Consider the following 16023-nt stretch of genomic DNA (forward strand, 5'->3'; position numbering starts at 1 on the left):
GGGCCCTGGCCGCCGCCCGGGGGTTCCTTGCACCGCGCGGGGGGGGGGGGGGGGGGGGTGCCGGGGGGGGGGCGCGCCGAGGGGTTGTCGCCCCCGCCGCCCCTTCCCGTCCCGACCCCGGGGGCTGCGCCCCCGGACCCCCGCTTCGGCCCTTGAGGGGCCTTGTCCTCAAGCGCCGGACGGGCTGGAGGGGCGGGCTGCGCGAGCAAGGTGCGGGCTTTGTCCTCAAACGCCGGACGGGCTGGAGGGGTGGGCTGCGTTCGCAAGGTGTGGGTGGGGGAGGGTGCGGGCTTTGTTCTCAAGCGCCGGACGGGCTGGAGGGGGTGGGGCTCGTCATTGGAGGCCAGGAAGGTGTCACTGGGACATGTGGTGGTCTGCGTCTTTTCTGGCCAGGCTTCTTGCTCTTCTGGCGGGGCCTCGCCAGCCGCAGGTGCAGTGGGCTGTGCAGAAGGGGCCCTGTTCGACGGTGGCGGTGCGGTGGGGGCCGGAGGGCGCGGGCGCGGGGTCTTCTTGTGCCACGGGTCCAACCGTACCGGGGGCCGGCAAGGGGGCGTTACGGGGGAACGCAGCCGTCGTTAAGGGGAACGAACGGGGGGCCCGTGACGGACGTACCGGCTGGGGGGTAGGCAGGCGATGGCGGATCGGCAGTACAGGCGGCAAGGGGCGGTCGTCGCGGCCGGGGTCGTGGTGTGCGTGGGGGTCGGCGGATGCGGGAGCGGCGGGGCCGTGCTCGACGACGGGCCGGGCGGTGAGCGGGAGCGGGTCGAGGTGGTGCGCGGGGCCGCCGCCGAACTCGTCGAGGCCCGCAGCGCCAAGGCCCGTACGTCCATGGAGATGGCCAGCGGCGGGACCCGGGTCACCATCCGCGGCGAGGGCGTCTACGACTTCCGCAGGCAGGTCGGCAGACTGAAGGTGCTGCTGCCCCAGGACCCCGCGGGAGCCACCGCGCACCGGCCCATCACCGAACTGCTCTCCCCGGGCGCGCTGTTCATGAAGAACCGTGGTGCCGGAGTCCCCGCGGACAAATGGGTGCGGGTCGAGACCGCGTCCATGCCGGACGGGAACCTCGTCACCGGCGGCGCCACCGACCCCTACGCCGCCGCCGAGGTGCTGCTCGGCGCGCGGTCCGTCAGCTATGCGGGGGAGGAGGAGGTCGGCGGCGCCGAGGTGACGCACTATCGCGGTACCGCCGATCTGCGCCTGGCCGCCGAGCACGCCTCCGAGGGGTCCCGGGAGGCGCTCGCCGCGGCGGCGAAAGGGTTCGCCACCGCCAAGGTGCCCTTCGACGTGTACCTCGACGACGAGGGGCGCATCCGTAAGATCCGGCACCGGTTCAGCTTCGTCAACGGACAGCGGGAGGGCGCCGTGGCGGTCGCCTCCACCATCCTGCTCCTCGACTTCGGGGTCGCCGTCGACGTACGGCTTCCGGAGCGTGACGACATCTACGCGGGGCGTATCGCCGAGGAGTGAGCGTCCTCGACGGCCGTCATGGACTAGCCCGTCCGTGCCATGCGCGGTGTGTAGGCCGCTCCCTACTCTAGGAAGTCGGTACCGGCAGAGAAGAGGTGACGCACATGGCTCCGGTCGGCGGTACGGCGGTTCAGGACCACGTGGCCCTCGCCGAGATCGAGCTGTGCGGTGAGCTGATCATCGCGGCCTCCGCCGCCGAGGACCGGCTGAGCCTGGAGAGCATCGACCAGGTGCTGCGGGTCGCGGAGGAACGCGACGGCTCCTCCGCCCGATGAGGTCCGGTCTCAGGTGCGCAGCAGCCGGCCGATCGCCTTCGTCGCCTCTTCCACCTTCGCGTCGATCTCGTCACCGCCCTTGAGGGCCGCGTCGGCGACGCAGTGCCGCAGGTGCTCCTCCAGGAGCTGGAGCGCGAAGGACTGCAGGGCCTTCGTCGACGCCGAGACCTGCGTGAGTATGTCGATGCAGTAGACGTCCTCGTCGACCATGCGCTGCAGGCCCCGGATCTGGCCCTCGATCCGGCGCAGCCGCTTGAGGTGCTCGTCCTTCTGCTTGTGGTAGCCGTGCGTGGCGTGCTCGCCGTGCTCCTGGTGTGCGGGCTGCTCGGAGGGCGCCGTGGCGCCGGCCTCGGTCGTCGTCATCGCGTCCTCCAGACGTATACCCCTACTGGGTATATCGTACCGAACTTTGCTGGGTATAGGGCCCTTGGTACGCCCCCGTGCTGATCACTGTGCCCGATGGGCGACACTGGGGGACGGCCCATTAGCCGTGGCCGGATGATGCGCCTAGCATCAGCCTGACCGAAACCGAAGCACCCCGAGGACCCCACGTGCGCTTTCGTCTGACCCCCAGGGAGACGAGCTTCTACGACATGTTCGCCGCGTCCGCGGACAACATCGTCACGGGCTCGAAACTCCTGATGGAACTGCTCGGGGCGGACTCCTCCGCCCGGGCCGAGATCGCAGAGCGTATGCGGGCCGCTGAACACGCCGGTGACGACGCCACGCACGCGATCTTCCACCAGTTGAACTCCTCGTTCATCACGCCCTTCGACCGCGAGGACATCTACAACCTCGCGTCGTCCCTCGACGACATCATGGACTTCATGGAGGAGGCCGTCGACCTCGTCGTCCTCTACAACGTCGAGGAACTGCCCAAGGGCGTCGAGCAGCAGATCGAGGTGCTCGCCCGGGCGGCCGAACTGACCGCCGAGGCGATGCCCAACCTGCGGACCATGGCCAACCTCACCGAGTACTGGATCGAGGTCAACCGGCTGGAGAACCAGGCGGACCAGATCCACCGCAAGCTGCTCGCGCACCTCTTCAACGGCAAGTACGACGCCATCGAGGTCCTCAAGCTCAAGCAGATCGTGGACGTCCTGGAAGAGGCGGCCGACGCGTTCGAGCACGTGGCGAACACGGTGGAGACGATCGCCGTGAAGGAGTCCTGAGCGCGTCCATGGAAACCTTCGCGCTGGTCGTGACCATCCTGGTCGCGCTCTTCTTCACGTACACCAACGGCTTCCACGACTCGGCGAACGCCATCGCCACCTCCGTCTCCACCCGGGCGCTCACCCCGCGGGCCGCGCTCCTCATGGCCGCGGTGATGAACCTCGGCGGCGCCTTCCTGGGGTCGGGCGTCGCCAAGACCGTCAGTGAGGGCCTGATCGAGACGCCCGAGGGCTCGACGGGGATGGGGATCCTGTTCGCCGCGCTCGTGGGTGCCATCACCTGGAACCTGATCACCTGGTACTTCGGGCTGCCCTCGTCGTCCTCGCACGCCCTGTTCGGCGGCATGGTGGGCGCGGCCCTGGCGGGCGGGACGACCGTCTACTGGGACGGGGTGATGACGAAGGTGGTCATCCCCATGTTCATCTCGCCGGTCGTGGGGCTCATCGCCGGTTATCTCGTCATGACCGCGATCATGTGGATGTTCCGGCGGTCCAATCCGCACAAGGCCAAGCGGGGCTTCCGGATCGCGCAGACCGTCTCCGCGGCCGGCATGGCTCTCGGTCACGGTCTTCAGGACGCCCAGAAGACCATGGGCATCGTGGTGATGGCCCTGGTCATCGCCGACGTCGAGGAGTACGGCGACCCGATCCCGGTGTGGGTGAAGATCGCCTGCGCCGTGATGCTGTCGCTCGGCACGTACGCCGGCGGCTGGCGGATCATGCGGACGCTGGGGCGGAAGATCATCGAGCTGGACCCGCCGCAGGGGTTCGCGGCGGAGACCACCGGCGCCTCGATCATGTTCACCACGGCGTTCCTCTTCAAGGCGCCGATCTCCACGACCCATGTCATCACCTCCGCGATCATGGGCGTCGGTGCCACCAAGCGCGTGAACGCGGTGCGGTGGGGCGTGGCCAAGAACATCGTGCTCGGCTGGTTCATCACCATGCCGGCCGCCGCACTGGTGGCCGCCGCGGCCTTCGGCGTCGTGAACCTCGCCTTCCTGTAGGGAGGCGTACGGCGCTGGCCGGGCGCTCTGCAGAAACGACACTGCGCCGGTCGCACCGGAACGACGAAACGGGCCCGCCCCCTGGTCTGACCAGGGGGCGGGCCCTTTATCGGCCTCGCGGTGGCACCGCCATGCAGCACCGCGAGGGGTCTGTCAGCCGAAGCGGCCGGAGATGTAGTCCTCGGTGGCCTGGACCGACGGGTTGGAGAAGATGCGCTCCGTGTCGTCGATCTCGATCAGCTTGCCGGGCTGGCCGACGGCCGCCAGGTTGAAGAACGCCGTGCGGTCCGAGACCCGGGCCGCCTGCTGCATGTTGTGGGTCACGATGACGATCGTGAACCGCTCCTTCAGCTCGCCGATCAGGTCCTCGATCGCCAGCGTGGAGATCGGGTCCAGGGCCGAGCAGGGCTCGTCCATCAGCAGGACCTTCGGCTCCACCGCGATGGCACGGGCGATGCACAGACGCTGCTGCTGACCGCCGGACAGGCCCGAGCCGGGCTTGTTCAGCCGGTCCTTGACCTCGTTCCACAGGTTGGCGCCCTTGAGGGACTTCTCCACCACGTCGTCGAGCTGGGACTTCTTGTACGAGCCGTTCAGCCTCAGGCCGGCCGCCACGTTGTCGTACACCGACATCGTCGGGAACGGGTTCGGGCGCTGGAAGACCATGCCGACCTCGCGGCGCACGCTCACCGGGTCGACGCCGACGCCGTACAGGTTCTCGTCGTCCAGCATGACCTTGCCCTCGACCCGGCCGCCCGAGGTGACCTCGTGCATCCGGTTCAGGGTGCGCAGGAAGGTGGACTTGCCGCAGCCGGAGGGTCCGATGAAGGCCGTCACCGAGCGGGGCTCGACGGTCATGGAGATGTCGTCGATGGCGCGGAAGTTGCCGTAGTAGGCGCTCAGGCCGCTTACGTCGATTCGCTTGGCCATGGGTATCACTGCTTCTTTCGGAAAAGTCTCGGAGATCGGTCGCTGTGTGGCCGCGCGTCAGCGACCGGTCTTCGGGGCCTTCCAGCGGGCGATGCCGCGGGCCGCGAGGTTCAGGATCATCACGAAGGCGATCAGGGTGAGGGCCGCCGCCCAGGCGCGGTCGTACGCCGCCTCGGAGCCCGCGCTATTCGCGTACTGCTGGTAGATGTACAGCGGCAGCGACGCCTGCGCCCCCTCGAAGGGGTTGTTGTTGATGAACGGGTTGCCGAACACCAGCAGCAGGACGGGCGCGGTCTCACCGGCGATACGGGCGACCGCCAGCATCACACCGGTGGTGATACCGCCGATCGCGGTCGGCAGCACCACCTTGAGGATGGTGCGCCACTTGGGCACGCCCAGGGCCAGGGAGGCCTCGCGCAGCTCGTTCGGGACGAGCTTGAGCATCTCCTCCGTGGAGCGGACGACGACCGGCATCATCAGGATCGCCAGCGCCAGGGCGCCCGCGAAGCCGGAGAAGCTCATGTCGAAGATCAGCAGAAGGCTGAGGATGAACAGACCGGCGACGATCGACGGGATGCCGGTCATCACGTCGACGAAGAAGGTGACCGCGCGGGCCAGCGCGCCCCGCCCGTACTCCACCAGGTAGATCGCGGTGAGCACGCCGACCGGCGCCGCGATCAGGGTGGCGATGCCGACCTGCTCCAGGGTGCCGATGATGGCGTGGTAGATGCCGCCGCCGGGCTCGCTGTCGGCGACGACGCCCATGGAGTGGGTCAGGAAGTAGACGTCGAGGACCTTGATGCCGCGCGCGACGGTCGTCCACACCAGGGAGACCAGCGGGATCACGGCCAGCAGGAAGGCGACCCAGACCAGGGAGGTCGCGATGCGGTCCTTGGCCTGGCGGCGGCCCTCGACCCGGGCGGCGATGCCGTAGGTGCCGAGGACGAAGAGCAGGGCGGCGATCAGGGCCCACTGGACACGGCTCTCGATGCCGGTGGCCAGGCTGACGCCGATGGACACGGCGAGCGAGCCGGCCGCGATGGCCCACGGGGACCACTTGGGGAGCCGGGCGCCCTGGAGCGAGTTCGGGTGCTGGACTGCGGTGCTCATGCGTTGGCCCCCGAGTACTCCTTGCGGCGGGCGATGATCATCCGGGCCGCGCCGTTGACCAGCAGGGTGATGACGAACAGGACGAGACCGGAGGCGATCAGCGCGTCCCGGCCGAACTCGTTCGCCTCACCGAACTTGCTGGCGATGTTCTGGGCGAAGGTGCCGCCGCCCGGGTTGAGCAGGCTGGCGTGGATCAGGAAGTCCGGGGAGAGCACGGTGGCGACGGCCATCGTCTCGCCGAGCGCGCGGCCGAGGCCGAGCATCGAGGCGGAGATCACGCCGGAGCGGCCGAAGGGGATCACCGCCATGCGGATGACCTCCCAGCGCGTGGCGCCGAGGGCCAGCGCGGCCTCCTCGTGCATCTGCGGGACCTGGCGGAAGACCTCGCGGCTCACGTTGGTGATGATCGGCAGGATCATGATCGCGAGCAGGATGCCGACCGTGAGCATCGACCGGGCCGGACCGCCCTCCCAGTCGAAGAGCCCGGTCCAGCCGAAGTAGTCGTTCAGCCAGCCGAACAGGCCGTCCATGTGCGGGACGAGGATCAGGGCGCCCCAGAGGCCGTACACGATGGACGGCACCGCGGCGAGCAGGTCGATCACGTAGGCGATCGGGCCGCTCAGCCTGCGCGGGGCGTAGTGGGTGAGGAACAGGGCGATGGCGACGGCCACCGGGACCGCGATGACCATGGCGATGATCGAGGAGATGATCGTGCCGTAGGCCAGGACCGCGATGCCGAAGACCGGCTCGGTGCCGCTGGTGTTCCACTCGAACGTCGTGAGGAAGTTGCCCTCGTCCTCGCTGATGGCGACGGTGGCCCGCCAGGTGAGGAAGACCGCGATCGCGGCCATGATCACCAGCAGGAAGATGCCGGAGCCACGGGCGAGCCCGGAGAAGATCCGGTCGCCGGGACGGGTGGTGGTGCCGCCCTTGCGCCGGTGCGCGGCGGCGGAAGTCTGGGGTGGCGGTGCTTGCGTGTTCTTGGTGGTTATGTCCATCGGGTTCTCCGGTCTGCGGCGCCCTCCTGCGGGAGGGCTCCTGGCGGCGGTGCACCGGACGGTGCGGCCCGGTCCCGCTGGGGGGCCGGGCCGCACACTCGGGTCAGCTCAGGCCGTCGATGGTCGAGCGGACCTTGGTGATGATGTCCTCGGGCATCGGGGCGTAGCCGTTCTCGGCGAGGATGGACTGGCCGTCCTCACTGGCGATGTAGGTGAGGAAGGACTTCACGGAGGGCAGCGTCTCCGCCTTGTTGCCCGTGTCGCAGACGATCTCGTACGTCACCAGGGTGACCGGGTAGGCGCCGTCGGCCTTGGTGGCGTAGTTGAGCTCCAGGGCCAGGTCCTTGCCGGTGCCGACGACCTTGGCGTCCGCGATGGCGGCGGTGGCACCCTCGACGGAGGCCTTGACCGGCTCGGCGGCACCCGTGTCGATGGCGACGATCGAGGACTCCTCGGCGTAGGAGAGCTCCATGTAGCTGATCGCGCCGGCGGTCTGCTTGACCTGCTGGGCGACACCGGAGGAGCCGGACGCGGACTGGCCGCCGGGGGCGGTCCAGGCCTTGCCGCCCTCGTACTTCCAGTTGTCCGGGGTGGTGGCGATCAGGTACTTGGTGAAGTTGTCCGTGGTGCCGGACTCGTCCGAGCGGTGGAACGCCTGGATCTTGAGGTCGGGCAGCTTGGCGTCGGGGTTCAGCTTCTGGATCGCCTCGTCGTTCCAGTTCTTGATCTTGTCGCTGAAGATCTTCGCCAGGGTCGGCGCGTCCAGGACGAGGTTGTCGACGCCCTCGACGTTGTAGGCGAGCGCGATCGGGCCGCCGACCATCGGCAGGTCGATGCCCTGGCCGCCCTCGCAGACCTCCTTGGAGGCCGTGATCTCCTCGGGCTTCAGCGCCGAGTCGGAACCGGCGAAGGCCACGGTGCCCTGCGTGAACGCGGTGACACCGGCGCCGGAGCCGCCGCCCTTGTAGTTGATCTGGACACCCGAGCAGGCGGCGGTGAACTGCTTCACCCACGCGTCGATCGCGTTCTTCTGCGCGGAGGAGCCGTCGGCGAGCAGCTGGCCCTTGGCGTCGTCACACTTGATGTTGCCGGCCGCGGCGCTGGTGCTGGCGTCGCCGCTGCCGGTGTTGCCCGTGTCGTCGGAGCCGCACGCCGTGAGGGCCAGGGCGCCGGAGACGGCGAGAGCACCGAGAGCGAGGGCCCGCCGGTTCATGCGCTGAAGCTTCACTTGAGGGAGTTCCTTCCAGGAGCCGCCGTCCTGAATCCGGCGGCGTGCGAGGTCTGTGCGGTGTGGCCGCCCCGTCGAGCTGCGTGCCGCACCGCGTAAGGCCGAAATTAGGCAGAACAGGTGAAGGCGCCGATTGTCGTAAATGAACGGGGGGTGAACCCCTGGGGACGGTGCGGTTAGGTCACGGAAGGCTTACGCTCAGGACACGGACCGGTGGCGGTCTCCGTTTCCGGCTGGTCACTCTACGCAGCCGGTGGTCTTCGTCCCCGCCGGTGAACCGTGACGGGTCCCGCGGGGCCCACGATCGGCGGGTATGACCAACTCCTCCAGCAGACTCCGGTCGCGGTGCTGCGTCAACCTGCGGCCGGCCGCCTCGGGGCGCAGCCACACGATCCGGTCGACCTCGGTGTTCGGGGTGAAGGTGCCGGGGCCGGCCTCGGCGGCCCAGTAGCGGACCTGTTTGGGGCGGGCGCCGACCATGTAGTGCACGCTCGACAGCTCCGGTCCGGGCGTGGCGTCGTAGCCGGTCTCCTCCGCGACCTCGCGCAGGGCGGCGGTGAGGGGGGCCTCGCCGCGCTTCAGCTTTCCCTTGGGGTGCGACCAGTCGTCGTACTTCGGCCTGTGGACCAGGCACACCTCCAGGGCGCCGTCGACCGGGGAGTGCCGCCACAGCACGCAGCCGGCCGCCTGGACGGTGGAGTCGTTCTGTGATGTCACCGCTGCGTCGGCCTCCTCGGTGGATGTCGTCAGGGAGTGCTGACCCTCTGCTTCGGGCCGGACTGCCAGCACTGCTGGAAGGCGAAGCGGGACGCCTCGACCTCGTGGCGCTGGTCGGCGTGGAGGACCCCGAGGGCGTAGGCCGTGGCGGGGGCGATCCGGGGGGTGCGGGCGGCGGCGGCCGCGGCCGCGGCGGCCTCGGAGGCGTCGCGGTGGCGGTCCAGGCACTGGCCGGCGGTGAGCAGCCGGACGTCCGTGGGCGCGTCCTCGCCGAGGAGGGTCTCGCGGGCGTAGCGGTGCAGCCGCAGCAGGAGGCGGACCTGGTGCCAGGGGGCGTCCTGGGGGTGCGGGGCCGGGTCCGGGGAGAGGCCGTGCACGAGGGCCTCGGCGTTGTAGGGGTGGCCCGCGGTGACCAGGGGCAGGGCGCCGACCGCGTCGGCCAGGCGGTCCGCGGCGGCGGCGGCGAGCGGCCGCAGATCGGCCTCGGGGGCGGACGGGGCCAGCGGCACCTCGCTGGCCAGTACGGCGATGTGGTCGGCGACCGCGTGGAAGCGGGAGGAGCCCAGCGCCTGGAGGGCGGTGCTGTGGGCCCGCGTGCGGGCGAGGGTGAGCTGCCGGTCCAGCAGGGCGCCCGCCTTCGCCGCGCCCACCGTGAGGTTGCCGCGCTCGGTCAGCGGCTGGAGGTGGGGGCCGGCGGCGCCTTTGGCCGGGGCGGTTCCCGGGGAGCGCGGTTCCGGGGTCGCCGCCCCGGTGCTCACCGGCCCGCCCGCCTGGGCGGGAAACACCGGCGTGCCCGACAGCCGGTGCAGGGCGAGCAGCAGGCGGTCCAGCCGGGCCGCGCAGGCGTGCTCCAGGGCGAGCGTGCCCGACAGCCAGGCCAGCTCCGGGCGGATCCGTTCGGACCAGTCGGCGTCCAGGAGCGGGCGGAAGGTGTGCAGGCTGCCGCTGATGCGGCGGGCCGAGCGGCGCAGGGCGCGCGCCGCGTCGACCGACTCCTCCGAACCGTTCTCCCCGGCCCGTGACCGCACCCTGGAGGCGGAGCCGCCCTCGGCGCCGCCGGTCTCCCGGTGCAGCCGCAGGGCGCGCAGGAACTCCATCGCCTGGGTGCGCAGGTAGCTCTCCAGAGCCTTCCCGGTCACCGGCACCGCCGTGGGGTTCGTCGGGTCAAGGTGTTGCTGTGCCACGCCGGCGCCTCCGGGCGTCTATGAGCATCTCCTGGACGTTCCGCAGGGGCTGGCCTTCGGCGTCGGTCGCGTGCCGGGTCCATTCGCCGTCCGGGCCGAGGTGCCAGGAGGCCGTGGTGTCGGACATGCCGGTCTCCAGCAACCGGATGAGGGCCGCCCGGTGGGCCGGGTCGGTGACCCTGACCAGTGCCTCGATGCGGCGGTCGAGGTTGCGGTGCATCATGTCGGCGCTGCCGAACCACACCTCGGGTTCGCCGCCGTTGCCGAAGGCGAAGACCCGGGAGTGCTCCAGGAAGCGGCCGAGGACGGAGCGGACCCGGACGTTCTCCGACAGGCCCGCCACGCCCGGGCGCACGGCGCAGATGCCGCGCACCCACACGTCGACCGGCACGCCCGCCTGGGACGCGCGGTACAGGGCGTCGATGATGGCCTCGTCGACCATCGAGTTGACCTTGATGCGGACGAACGCGGGACGGCCCGCACGGTGGTGCTGGACCTCCTTGTTGATCCGCGAGATCAGGCCGTCGCGCAGGGACTTGGGCGCGACGAGGAGCCGGCGGTAGGTCTCGCGGCGCGAGTAGCCCGACAGCCGGTTGAACAGGTCCGACAGGTCCGCGCCGACCTGCGGGTCCGCGGTGAGCAGCCCGAGGTCCTCGTAGAGCCGGGCCGTCTTCGGGTGGTAGTTGCCGGTGCCGACGTGGCTGTAGCGGCGGAGGGTGTCGCCCTCCTGACGGACCACCAGGGAGAGCTTGCAGTGGGTCTTCAGGCCGACGAGGCCGTAGACCACGTGGCAGCCCGCCTCCTCCAGGCGCTTGGCCCACTTGATGTTGGCGTGCTCGTCGAAGCGGGCCTTGATCTCGACCAGGACAAGCACCTGCTTGCCGGCCTCGGCCGCGTCGATGAGCGCGTTGACTATGGGGGAGTCGCCCGAGGTCCGGTACAGGGTCTGCTTGATGGCGAGGACGTCGGGGTCCTCGGCGGCCTGCTCCAGGAACGCCTGCACGGAGGTGGAGAAGGAGTCGTAGGGGTGGTGCAGCAGCACGTCCCGGCCGCGCAGCGCGGCGAAGATGTCGGGCGCGGACGCGGACTCGACCTCGGCGAGGTCGCGGTGGGTGCCGGCGACGAACTTCGGGTACTTCAGCTCGGGGTGGTCCAGGGAGGCGACCCGGAACAGGCCGGTGAGGTCCAGCGGGCCCGGCAGCGGGTACACCTCCGCCTCGCTGATCTTCAGTTCGCGCACCAGCAGGTCCAGGACCTCGCGGTCGATGGACTCCTCCACCTCCAGGCGCACCGGCGGCCCGAAGCGGCGCCGCATGAGCTCCTTCTCCAGGGCCTGGAGGAGGTTCTCCGCGTCGTCCTCCTCGACCTCCAGGTCCTCGTTGCGGGTGATGCGGAAGGCGTGGTGCTCCAGCACCTCCATGCCCGGGAACAGCTCTTCGAGGTGGGCGGCGATGACGTCCTCGATGGGCACGTACCGGCCGGGCGAGCTCTCCAGGAAGCGGGACAGCAGCGGCGGGACCTTCACCCGGGCGAAGTGGCGGTGCCCGCTGACCGGGTTGCGCACCACGACGGCCAGGTTCAGCGACAGGCCGGAGATGTAGGGGAAGGGGTGCGCCGGGTCGACGGCGAGGGGGGTCAGCACGGGGAAGATCTGGTGCCGGAAGAGGGTGAACAGGCGGGCCTGCTCCTTCTCCGTCAGCTCGCTCCAGCGGACCAGGTGGATGCCCTCCTCCGCGAGCGCGGGGGCGACGTCCTCGTGGAAGCAGGCGGCGTGCCGGGCCATCAGCTCGCGGGAGCGGGCCCAGATCATCTCCAGCACCTGGCCGGGCTGGAGCCCGGAGGCGGACCGGGTGGCGACGCCGGTGGCGATACGGCGCTTGAGACCGGCCACCCGGACCATGAAGAACTCGTCCAGGTTGCTGGCGAAGATCGCGAGGAAGTTGGCCCGCTCCAGCAGGGGGGTGGACGGGTCCTCGGCGAGTTCGAGCACCCGTTCGTTGAACGCCAGCCAGCTGCGCTCCCGGTCGAGGAAGCGGCCCTGGGGCAGGGGGGCGCCCTCGCCCTGCGACTCCTCGTACGCGTCGAGGTCGGCGTCGATGTCGGGTTCCAGGTCGGAGTGCGACCCGGCCACGGTGCGCGAGCGGTGAGCTGCGATGGAACCCACGGAGGGCTGCGCGTGCTGGACCTGTGCCTGGGCGTTCTGCTGACTCATGGACCCATTCTTCCGCGTCCCGAGCGATACGGGCGCGTCGGAGGACGCCGGCGGGAGGGTGGCGGCGAGGTGTCGCACGTTTTCGTTCCCCGCGGTTGCCTCGGGGGGCGGCGACGGCTCTGGCGCGGCGGGCTTCATTCGCCGAGCGTCGCAAGCCCGTCTGAACCAGTGGTTACGGCGACATGGCGTGTGGGTACGCGAGCGGCGGCCCCGGGGCGTCCGGATACCGCCGCCGTACGTCCTTCCCCCCGTAGGAAGGACGTACGGCGGCGGTGGCTCAGGCGGTGCGGCGGCGCAGGAGCAGGAAGGTTCCGGCGACGGCGGCGGCCGTGAGGGCGAGGAGGATGCCGCTCTCGACGTACTGGATCGGCCAGAAGTGGGACCGCGGGTGCAGTGTCACGAGGGTTTCGTCGGAGGAGACCTGGAGGGCCGAACGGGGTACTTCCCACCCGGCCGTGTCCCGGGTGACCGTGGGCCACAGGTGTGGGCGGTACCGCTCCAGCAGCTCGCGCAGGAGCAGGGTCGCGGCCAGTGCCGTGCCGGCGGCGGGCAGCGCCCGCCCGAGGACCGTGCCCGCGAGGGCGCCCAGGGCGAGGCCGGTCAGGGCGTGGGCGACGGCCGTGGGGCCGGTGGCGATGAACACCTCGGGGTGGTACCAGTCCCCGACCAGGTTCGGGTTGTCCTTTCCGCGTGCCCACACCCCGAGCAGCACCAGGGCGGTCGTGCCGGTGGTGAGCAGTGCGGCCGGCAGGGCGAGTTTTGCGGTGAGCCAGCGGGTCGGGGCCACCGACTGGGTCCAGGCCAGGTGGGCGGTGCCGTGCTCCAGTTCGCGGCCGGTGAGTGCGGCGGCCGCCCAGGCGGCCACCGGGAGGATCAGCCAGGCCAGGCAGGCGGTGACGAGGGCGATGCCGGTCGCGTAGGTCTGGTCGGCGGTGATCGCCTCTACCGAGGCGCAGGACGGGAGGCCGTCGGTGGGTGGGGTGGCGCAGGCGCTGTTGCCCCGCTCGGCCTCGGCGGCGAGGGCGGCCAGCCGGAACAGGAGGGACGTGCCGCCGAGGAGGGCTACGGCCCAGACGACGAGCGCGGTGCGGTGTACGTCCAGGACGACCCGGACCGGCCCCCGGACCCGGGGGACGCGGTGGCCGGCCGGGGTGGCGGTGGTGAGGGCGGTCGTCATCGGGGGGCTCCCGTGGGGTGCGTGAGCGGGCGGGGGCGGGTGTGTGGGGGTGCCGGGGGCTTCTGCTGGGCGCGGGTGGGTGGGGGTTGGGCGCGCAGTTCCCCGCGCCCCTGGGGCGGCTTCGCCGCCTTCGTCCCTGCGGCCTGGTCCCTTGATGTCAGCTGCGGGTGGGTGGGGGTTGGGCGCGCAGTTCCCCGCGCCCCTTGCCGGCTGCGCCGGCCCCCGTGCCCACCTGGTCATGCCGGGGGGCCCGTGCGGTGGCGGAGCAGGACGAAGGCGGCGGTGACGGCGAGGGCCGCGAGGGCCAGGGCGATGCCGGCCTCCACCAGGTGCAGGGGCCAGAAGTGCGAGGCCGGATGGTGGTCGGCGTAGAAGCCGGTGATGTCGCGGGCGGTGAGGCAGCCGGGCTCGCCCGCGCAGTCGGGGATCGGGACCCGGGCGCCGGTGGAGGTGACGGCGCCGCCCTCGACGATCATGCCCACCGTCTCGGGGTAGTCGTCCGCGGCGAACGCGGTCTCGGTCGGCCACAGCCGGGGCCGCCAGGCGCCGAGCCTGTTGATGACCGCCAGTGCGGCGAGGGCGCCCACGGCCAGGGCGGGCAGGGCCCGCCGCAGTACCAGTCCGGCCAGGGCGCCCAGGGCGAGGCCGAGCAGGGCGTGGGCGGTGGCGGTGGTGCCGTTGGCGACGAAGACGGTGTCGTCGTGCCAGACGCGGTAACCCCAGTTCCGGTAGAGGTCTTCGCCCTCGGTCCAGGCCAGCCGGTGCAGCAGGGTCAGGGTGAGGGTGCCTGCGGCGAGCAGCGCGGCCGGTACGGCGAGCTTGGCGGCGAGCCAGCGCGCCGGGGAGACGGACTGGGCCCAGGCCAGCTGGGCGGTGCCGTGCTCCAGCTCGCGGCCGATGAGCGCGGCGCCCGCCCAGGCGGCCACCAGCAGCGGCAGGGCCGCGAGCAGCGCCCCGCTGACGCCGATGGCGTAGTCGTACCGGTCGAAGGCGGGTCCCCCCATGTCGCAGCCCAGGTTGGGCCGCCCGGAGCCGCAGCCTGACTCCACGTACTCGGTCCGGGCCGCGTCGTGGCCCGGTCCGTACGCCCACAGCAGGGCGCCCGCGAACACGGCCACCAGGGCGGACCAGAACAGCAGGGCCGTGCGGTGCACCCGCAGCGTCAGCCAGACCAGCCCGTGCGGGCCGCGGAGGCGCGCGGGCGCGGGGGTGGCCCGTACGGAGACGGCGGTCATACGGCCGCCTCCCTGGGGTCGCCGAGGGTCAGGGCCGGGGCGTCGGGGGCGCGCAGATGGGCGAGGACCAGCTCCTCCAGGGTCGGCTCGGCGCGCTGCCAGTCGCCGCCGACGGGGCCCTCGGGCCGGATCAGCGCGGTGAGCTGACGGCCCGTGGTGCGGGCCTCGACGACGGTGTGCGGGGCGAGGCCGTCCCCGGCGCGCCCGGTGACCAGGGTGTGCGCGGCGAGCAGGTCCTCCAGGGGCCCGGCGAGCCGGACCCGGCCCGCGCCGAGCAGCAGGAGGTGGTCGCAGGAGCCCTCCAGCTCCGCCACGACATGCGAGGACATGACAACCGTGGTGCCGTGTTCGGCCGCGTCCGCCATGAGCGTGCCGGTGAGCTGGTGCCGGGCGAGCGGGTCGAGGTCGGCCATCGGCTCGTCCAGGAGCAGCAGTTCGGGGCGCTTGCCGAGGGCCAGGGCGAGGGCGACCCGGGTGCGCTGGCCGCCGGAGAGGGTCCGGATCCTGGCGCCGGGGTCCAGTTCGCCCTCGGCGACGACGCGTTCGGCGACGGCGGAGTCCCAGCGCCGGGGGTTGAGTTCGCGGCCCAGACGCAGGGTGGCGGCGACGGTGAGGTGCGGGTACAGCGGCTTGTCCTGGGCGACGTAGGCGAGGCGTTCGCGGGCCTTTGCGGGGGTCGTGCCGAGTACCGAGACGCTGCCCTCGGTGGGCCTGAGCAGACCGGCGGCCAGGGCGAGCAGGGTCGACTTGCCGGCGCCGTTCGGCCCGACGACCGCGCAGATCCGCCCCGCCGGGACGGCGAACTCGCAGCCGTCCAGCGCTGGTTTGCGGCGCCGCCCGAATCTCTTGCCGAGCCCGGCCGCCCCGATGGCGGTGTCGTTCATGCCTCGTCCCCCTTGAAGTGCTCGTCCAGTACGGCCGTGAAGAGCGCCGCGACGTCGTCGTGCTCCAGCCCCGCGGCGCGCGCCCGCGCCGCCCAGTCGGCGAGTTCCGCGCGCAGCGGGGAGTCGGCGGGCGCGGCGCCCAGCGACTTGCGCACGAAGGTGCCGAGCCCCCGGCGGGCCTCGACCAGTCCCTCGCGCTCCAGCTCGCGGTAGGCCTTCAGCACGGTGTTCGGATTGATGGCCGTCGCCTCCACGACCTCGCGCGCGGTGGGCAGCTTGTCGCCCGGTGCCAGCAGGCCCAGGCGCAGGGCCTGTTTGGTCTGCTGGACGATCTGCAGGTAGGTGGCGACGCCGCTGCGGCGGTCGATGCGGTACTCGACCACTCCGTTCCACCACCCTTTCACTAATTGAGTAGTGAAAGGGT

Annotated in this window: 16 protein-coding genes and 1 pseudogene; 5 read left to right on the forward strand and 12 right to left on the reverse strand. The window is 71.4% G+C overall.

Annotated elements, in window-relative coordinates; all coding sequences use genetic code 11:
- The 3 genes and pseudogenes from ABT296_RS38730 to ABT296_RS14740 form a co-directional block, all read left to right on the forward strand.
- Positions 1–208: pseudogene (locus ABT296_RS38730) on the forward strand (hypothetical protein); the annotation flags it as partial.
- A gap of 425 nt (positions 209–633) precedes the next feature.
- On the forward strand, positions 634–1470 hold the full coding sequence (locus ABT296_RS14735; RefSeq protein WP_351927048.1) for an SCO4651 family lipoprotein: 837 nt from the start codon (positions 634–636) through the stop codon (positions 1468–1470).
- Between the two features lie 104 nt (positions 1471–1574).
- Positions 1575–1745: a hypothetical protein gene (locus tag ABT296_RS14740; protein ID WP_351927050.1), complete on the forward strand. Its 171-nt coding sequence runs from the start codon at positions 1575–1577 to the stop codon at positions 1743–1745.
- Positions 1746–1754: 9 nt separating this feature from the next.
- On the opposite strand, the gene ABT296_RS14745 is transcribed toward ABT296_RS14740, so the two are convergent.
- Complete coding sequence (locus ABT296_RS14745; protein ID WP_351927052.1) at positions 1755–2108, reverse strand: metal-sensitive transcriptional regulator; 354 nt, start codon at positions 2106–2108, stop codon at positions 1755–1757.
- A 188-nt stretch (positions 2109–2296) separates the two neighbouring features.
- On the opposite strand from ABT296_RS14745, the gene ABT296_RS14750 reads away from it, so the two are divergent.
- Together ABT296_RS14750 and ABT296_RS14755 are read left to right on the forward strand one after the other, a co-directional pair.
- Positions 2297–2917, forward strand: coding sequence for a DUF47 domain-containing protein (locus tag ABT296_RS14750; RefSeq protein ID WP_351927054.1), 621 nt, complete (start codon positions 2297–2299; stop codon positions 2915–2917).
- A gap of 8 nt (positions 2918–2925) precedes the next feature.
- Positions 2926–3924, forward strand: a complete 999-nt coding sequence (locus ABT296_RS14755) for an inorganic phosphate transporter (protein WP_351927056.1) — start codon at positions 2926–2928, stop codon at positions 3922–3924.
- A gap of 153 nt (positions 3925–4077) precedes the next feature.
- On the opposite strand, the gene pstB is transcribed toward ABT296_RS14755, so the two are convergent.
- From pstB to ABT296_RS14810, 11 genes are all read right to left on the reverse strand, one after another.
- A complete protein-coding gene (pstB, locus tag ABT296_RS14760) occupies positions 4078–4854 on the reverse strand; it encodes a phosphate ABC transporter ATP-binding protein PstB (RefSeq protein WP_351927058.1) in 777 nt (258 codons plus the stop codon).
- A gap of 57 nt (positions 4855–4911) precedes the next feature.
- Positions 4912–5964 (reverse strand): phosphate ABC transporter permease PstA, encoded by a 1053-nt coding sequence (gene pstA, locus ABT296_RS14765; RefSeq protein WP_351927060.1) that lies wholly within the window; start codon positions 5962–5964, stop codon positions 4912–4914.
- On the reverse strand, positions 5961–6962 hold the full coding sequence (gene pstC / locus ABT296_RS14770; RefSeq protein ID WP_351927062.1) for a phosphate ABC transporter permease subunit PstC: 1002 nt from the start codon (positions 6960–6962) through the stop codon (positions 5961–5963). Before pstC ends, pstA begins: the two co-directional genes overlap by 4 nt.
- 103 nt (positions 6963–7065) lie before the next feature.
- A complete protein-coding gene (pstS, locus tag ABT296_RS14775; RefSeq protein ID WP_351927064.1) occupies positions 7066–8190 on the reverse strand; it encodes a phosphate ABC transporter substrate-binding protein PstS in 1125 nt (374 codons plus the stop codon).
- 237 nt (positions 8191–8427) lie between these two features.
- Entirely contained in the window at positions 8428–8907 is a 480-nt protein-coding gene (locus ABT296_RS14780; protein WP_351927066.1) for an NUDIX hydrolase, read from the reverse strand.
- A gap of 29 nt (positions 8908–8936) precedes the next feature.
- On the reverse strand, positions 8937–10091 hold the full coding sequence (locus ABT296_RS14785; RefSeq protein ID WP_351927068.1) for a CHAD domain-containing protein: 1155 nt from the start codon (positions 10089–10091) through the stop codon (positions 8937–8939).
- Positions 10072–12303, reverse strand: coding sequence for an RNA degradosome polyphosphate kinase (locus tag ABT296_RS14790; protein WP_351927070.1), 2232 nt, complete (start codon positions 12301–12303; stop codon positions 10072–10074). The genes ABT296_RS14785 and ABT296_RS14790 overlap by 20 nt, the downstream gene beginning before the upstream one ends.
- 277 nt (positions 12304–12580) lie before the next feature.
- Positions 12581–13480, reverse strand: a complete 900-nt coding sequence (locus tag ABT296_RS14795; protein WP_351927072.1) for an ABC-2 membrane transporter-related protein — start codon at positions 13478–13480, stop codon at positions 12581–12583.
- 236 nt (positions 13481–13716) lie between these two features.
- Entirely contained in the window at positions 13717–14715 is a 999-nt protein-coding gene (locus ABT296_RS14800; protein WP_351927074.1) for an ABC-2 membrane transporter-related protein, read from the reverse strand.
- The gene (locus tag ABT296_RS14805; RefSeq protein ID WP_351927076.1) at positions 14712–15599 is read right to left on the reverse strand and encodes an ABC transporter ATP-binding protein; all 888 of its coding nucleotides are present in this window, start codon (positions 15597–15599) and stop codon (positions 14712–14714) included. The genes ABT296_RS14800 and ABT296_RS14805 overlap by 4 nt, the downstream gene beginning before the upstream one ends.
- Positions 15596–15982, reverse strand: coding sequence for a GntR family transcriptional regulator (locus ABT296_RS14810; protein WP_351927078.1), 387 nt, complete (start codon positions 15980–15982; stop codon positions 15596–15598). The genes ABT296_RS14805 and ABT296_RS14810 overlap by 4 nt, the downstream gene beginning before the upstream one ends.
- Positions 15983–16023: the final 41 nt, after the last annotated feature.

It is taken from the genome of Streptomyces sp. NPDC000983, from assembly GCF_040299205.1.
In the GTDB taxonomy this organism is placed as follows: Bacteria; Actinomycetota; Actinomycetes; order Streptomycetales; family Streptomycetaceae; genus Streptomyces.

Excerpts from the sequence above, each read along its gene's own strand:
- ABT296_RS14735 (WP_351927048.1), top strand. The coding sequence starts at position 634 with ATGGCGGATCGGCAGTACAGGCGGCAAGGGGCGGTCGTCGCGGCCGGG.
- ABT296_RS14740 (WP_351927050.1), top strand. The coding sequence starts at position 1,575 with ATGGCTCCGGTCGGCGGTACGGCGGTTCAGGACCACGTGGCCCTCGCC.
- ABT296_RS14745 (WP_351927052.1), bottom strand. The coding sequence starts at position 2,108 with ATGACGACGACCGAGGCCGGCGCCACGGCGCCCTCCGAGCAGCCCGCA.
- ABT296_RS14755 (WP_351927056.1), top strand. The coding sequence starts at position 2,926 with ATGGAAACCTTCGCGCTGGTCGTGACCATCCTGGTCGCGCTCTTCTTC.
- pstB (WP_351927058.1), bottom strand. The coding sequence starts at position 4,854 with ATGGCCAAGCGAATCGACGTAAGCGGCCTGAGCGCCTACTACGGCAAC.
- pstA (WP_351927060.1), bottom strand. The coding sequence starts at position 5,964 with ATGAGCACCGCAGTCCAGCACCCGAACTCGCTCCAGGGCGCCCGGCTC.
- pstC (WP_351927062.1), bottom strand. The coding sequence starts at position 6,962 with ATGGACATAACCACCAAGAACACGCAAGCACCGCCACCCCAGACTTCC.
- ABT296_RS14790 (WP_351927070.1), bottom strand. The coding sequence starts at position 12,303 with ATGAGTCAGCAGAACGCCCAGGCACAGGTCCAGCACGCGCAGCCCTCC.
- ABT296_RS14795 (WP_351927072.1), bottom strand. The coding sequence starts at position 13,480 with ATGACGACCGCCCTCACCACCGCCACCCCGGCCGGCCACCGCGTCCCC.
- ABT296_RS14800 (WP_351927074.1), bottom strand. The coding sequence starts at position 14,715 with ATGACCGCCGTCTCCGTACGGGCCACCCCCGCGCCCGCGCGCCTCCGC.
- ABT296_RS14805 (WP_351927076.1), bottom strand. The coding sequence starts at position 15,599 with ATGAACGACACCGCCATCGGGGCGGCCGGGCTCGGCAAGAGATTCGGG.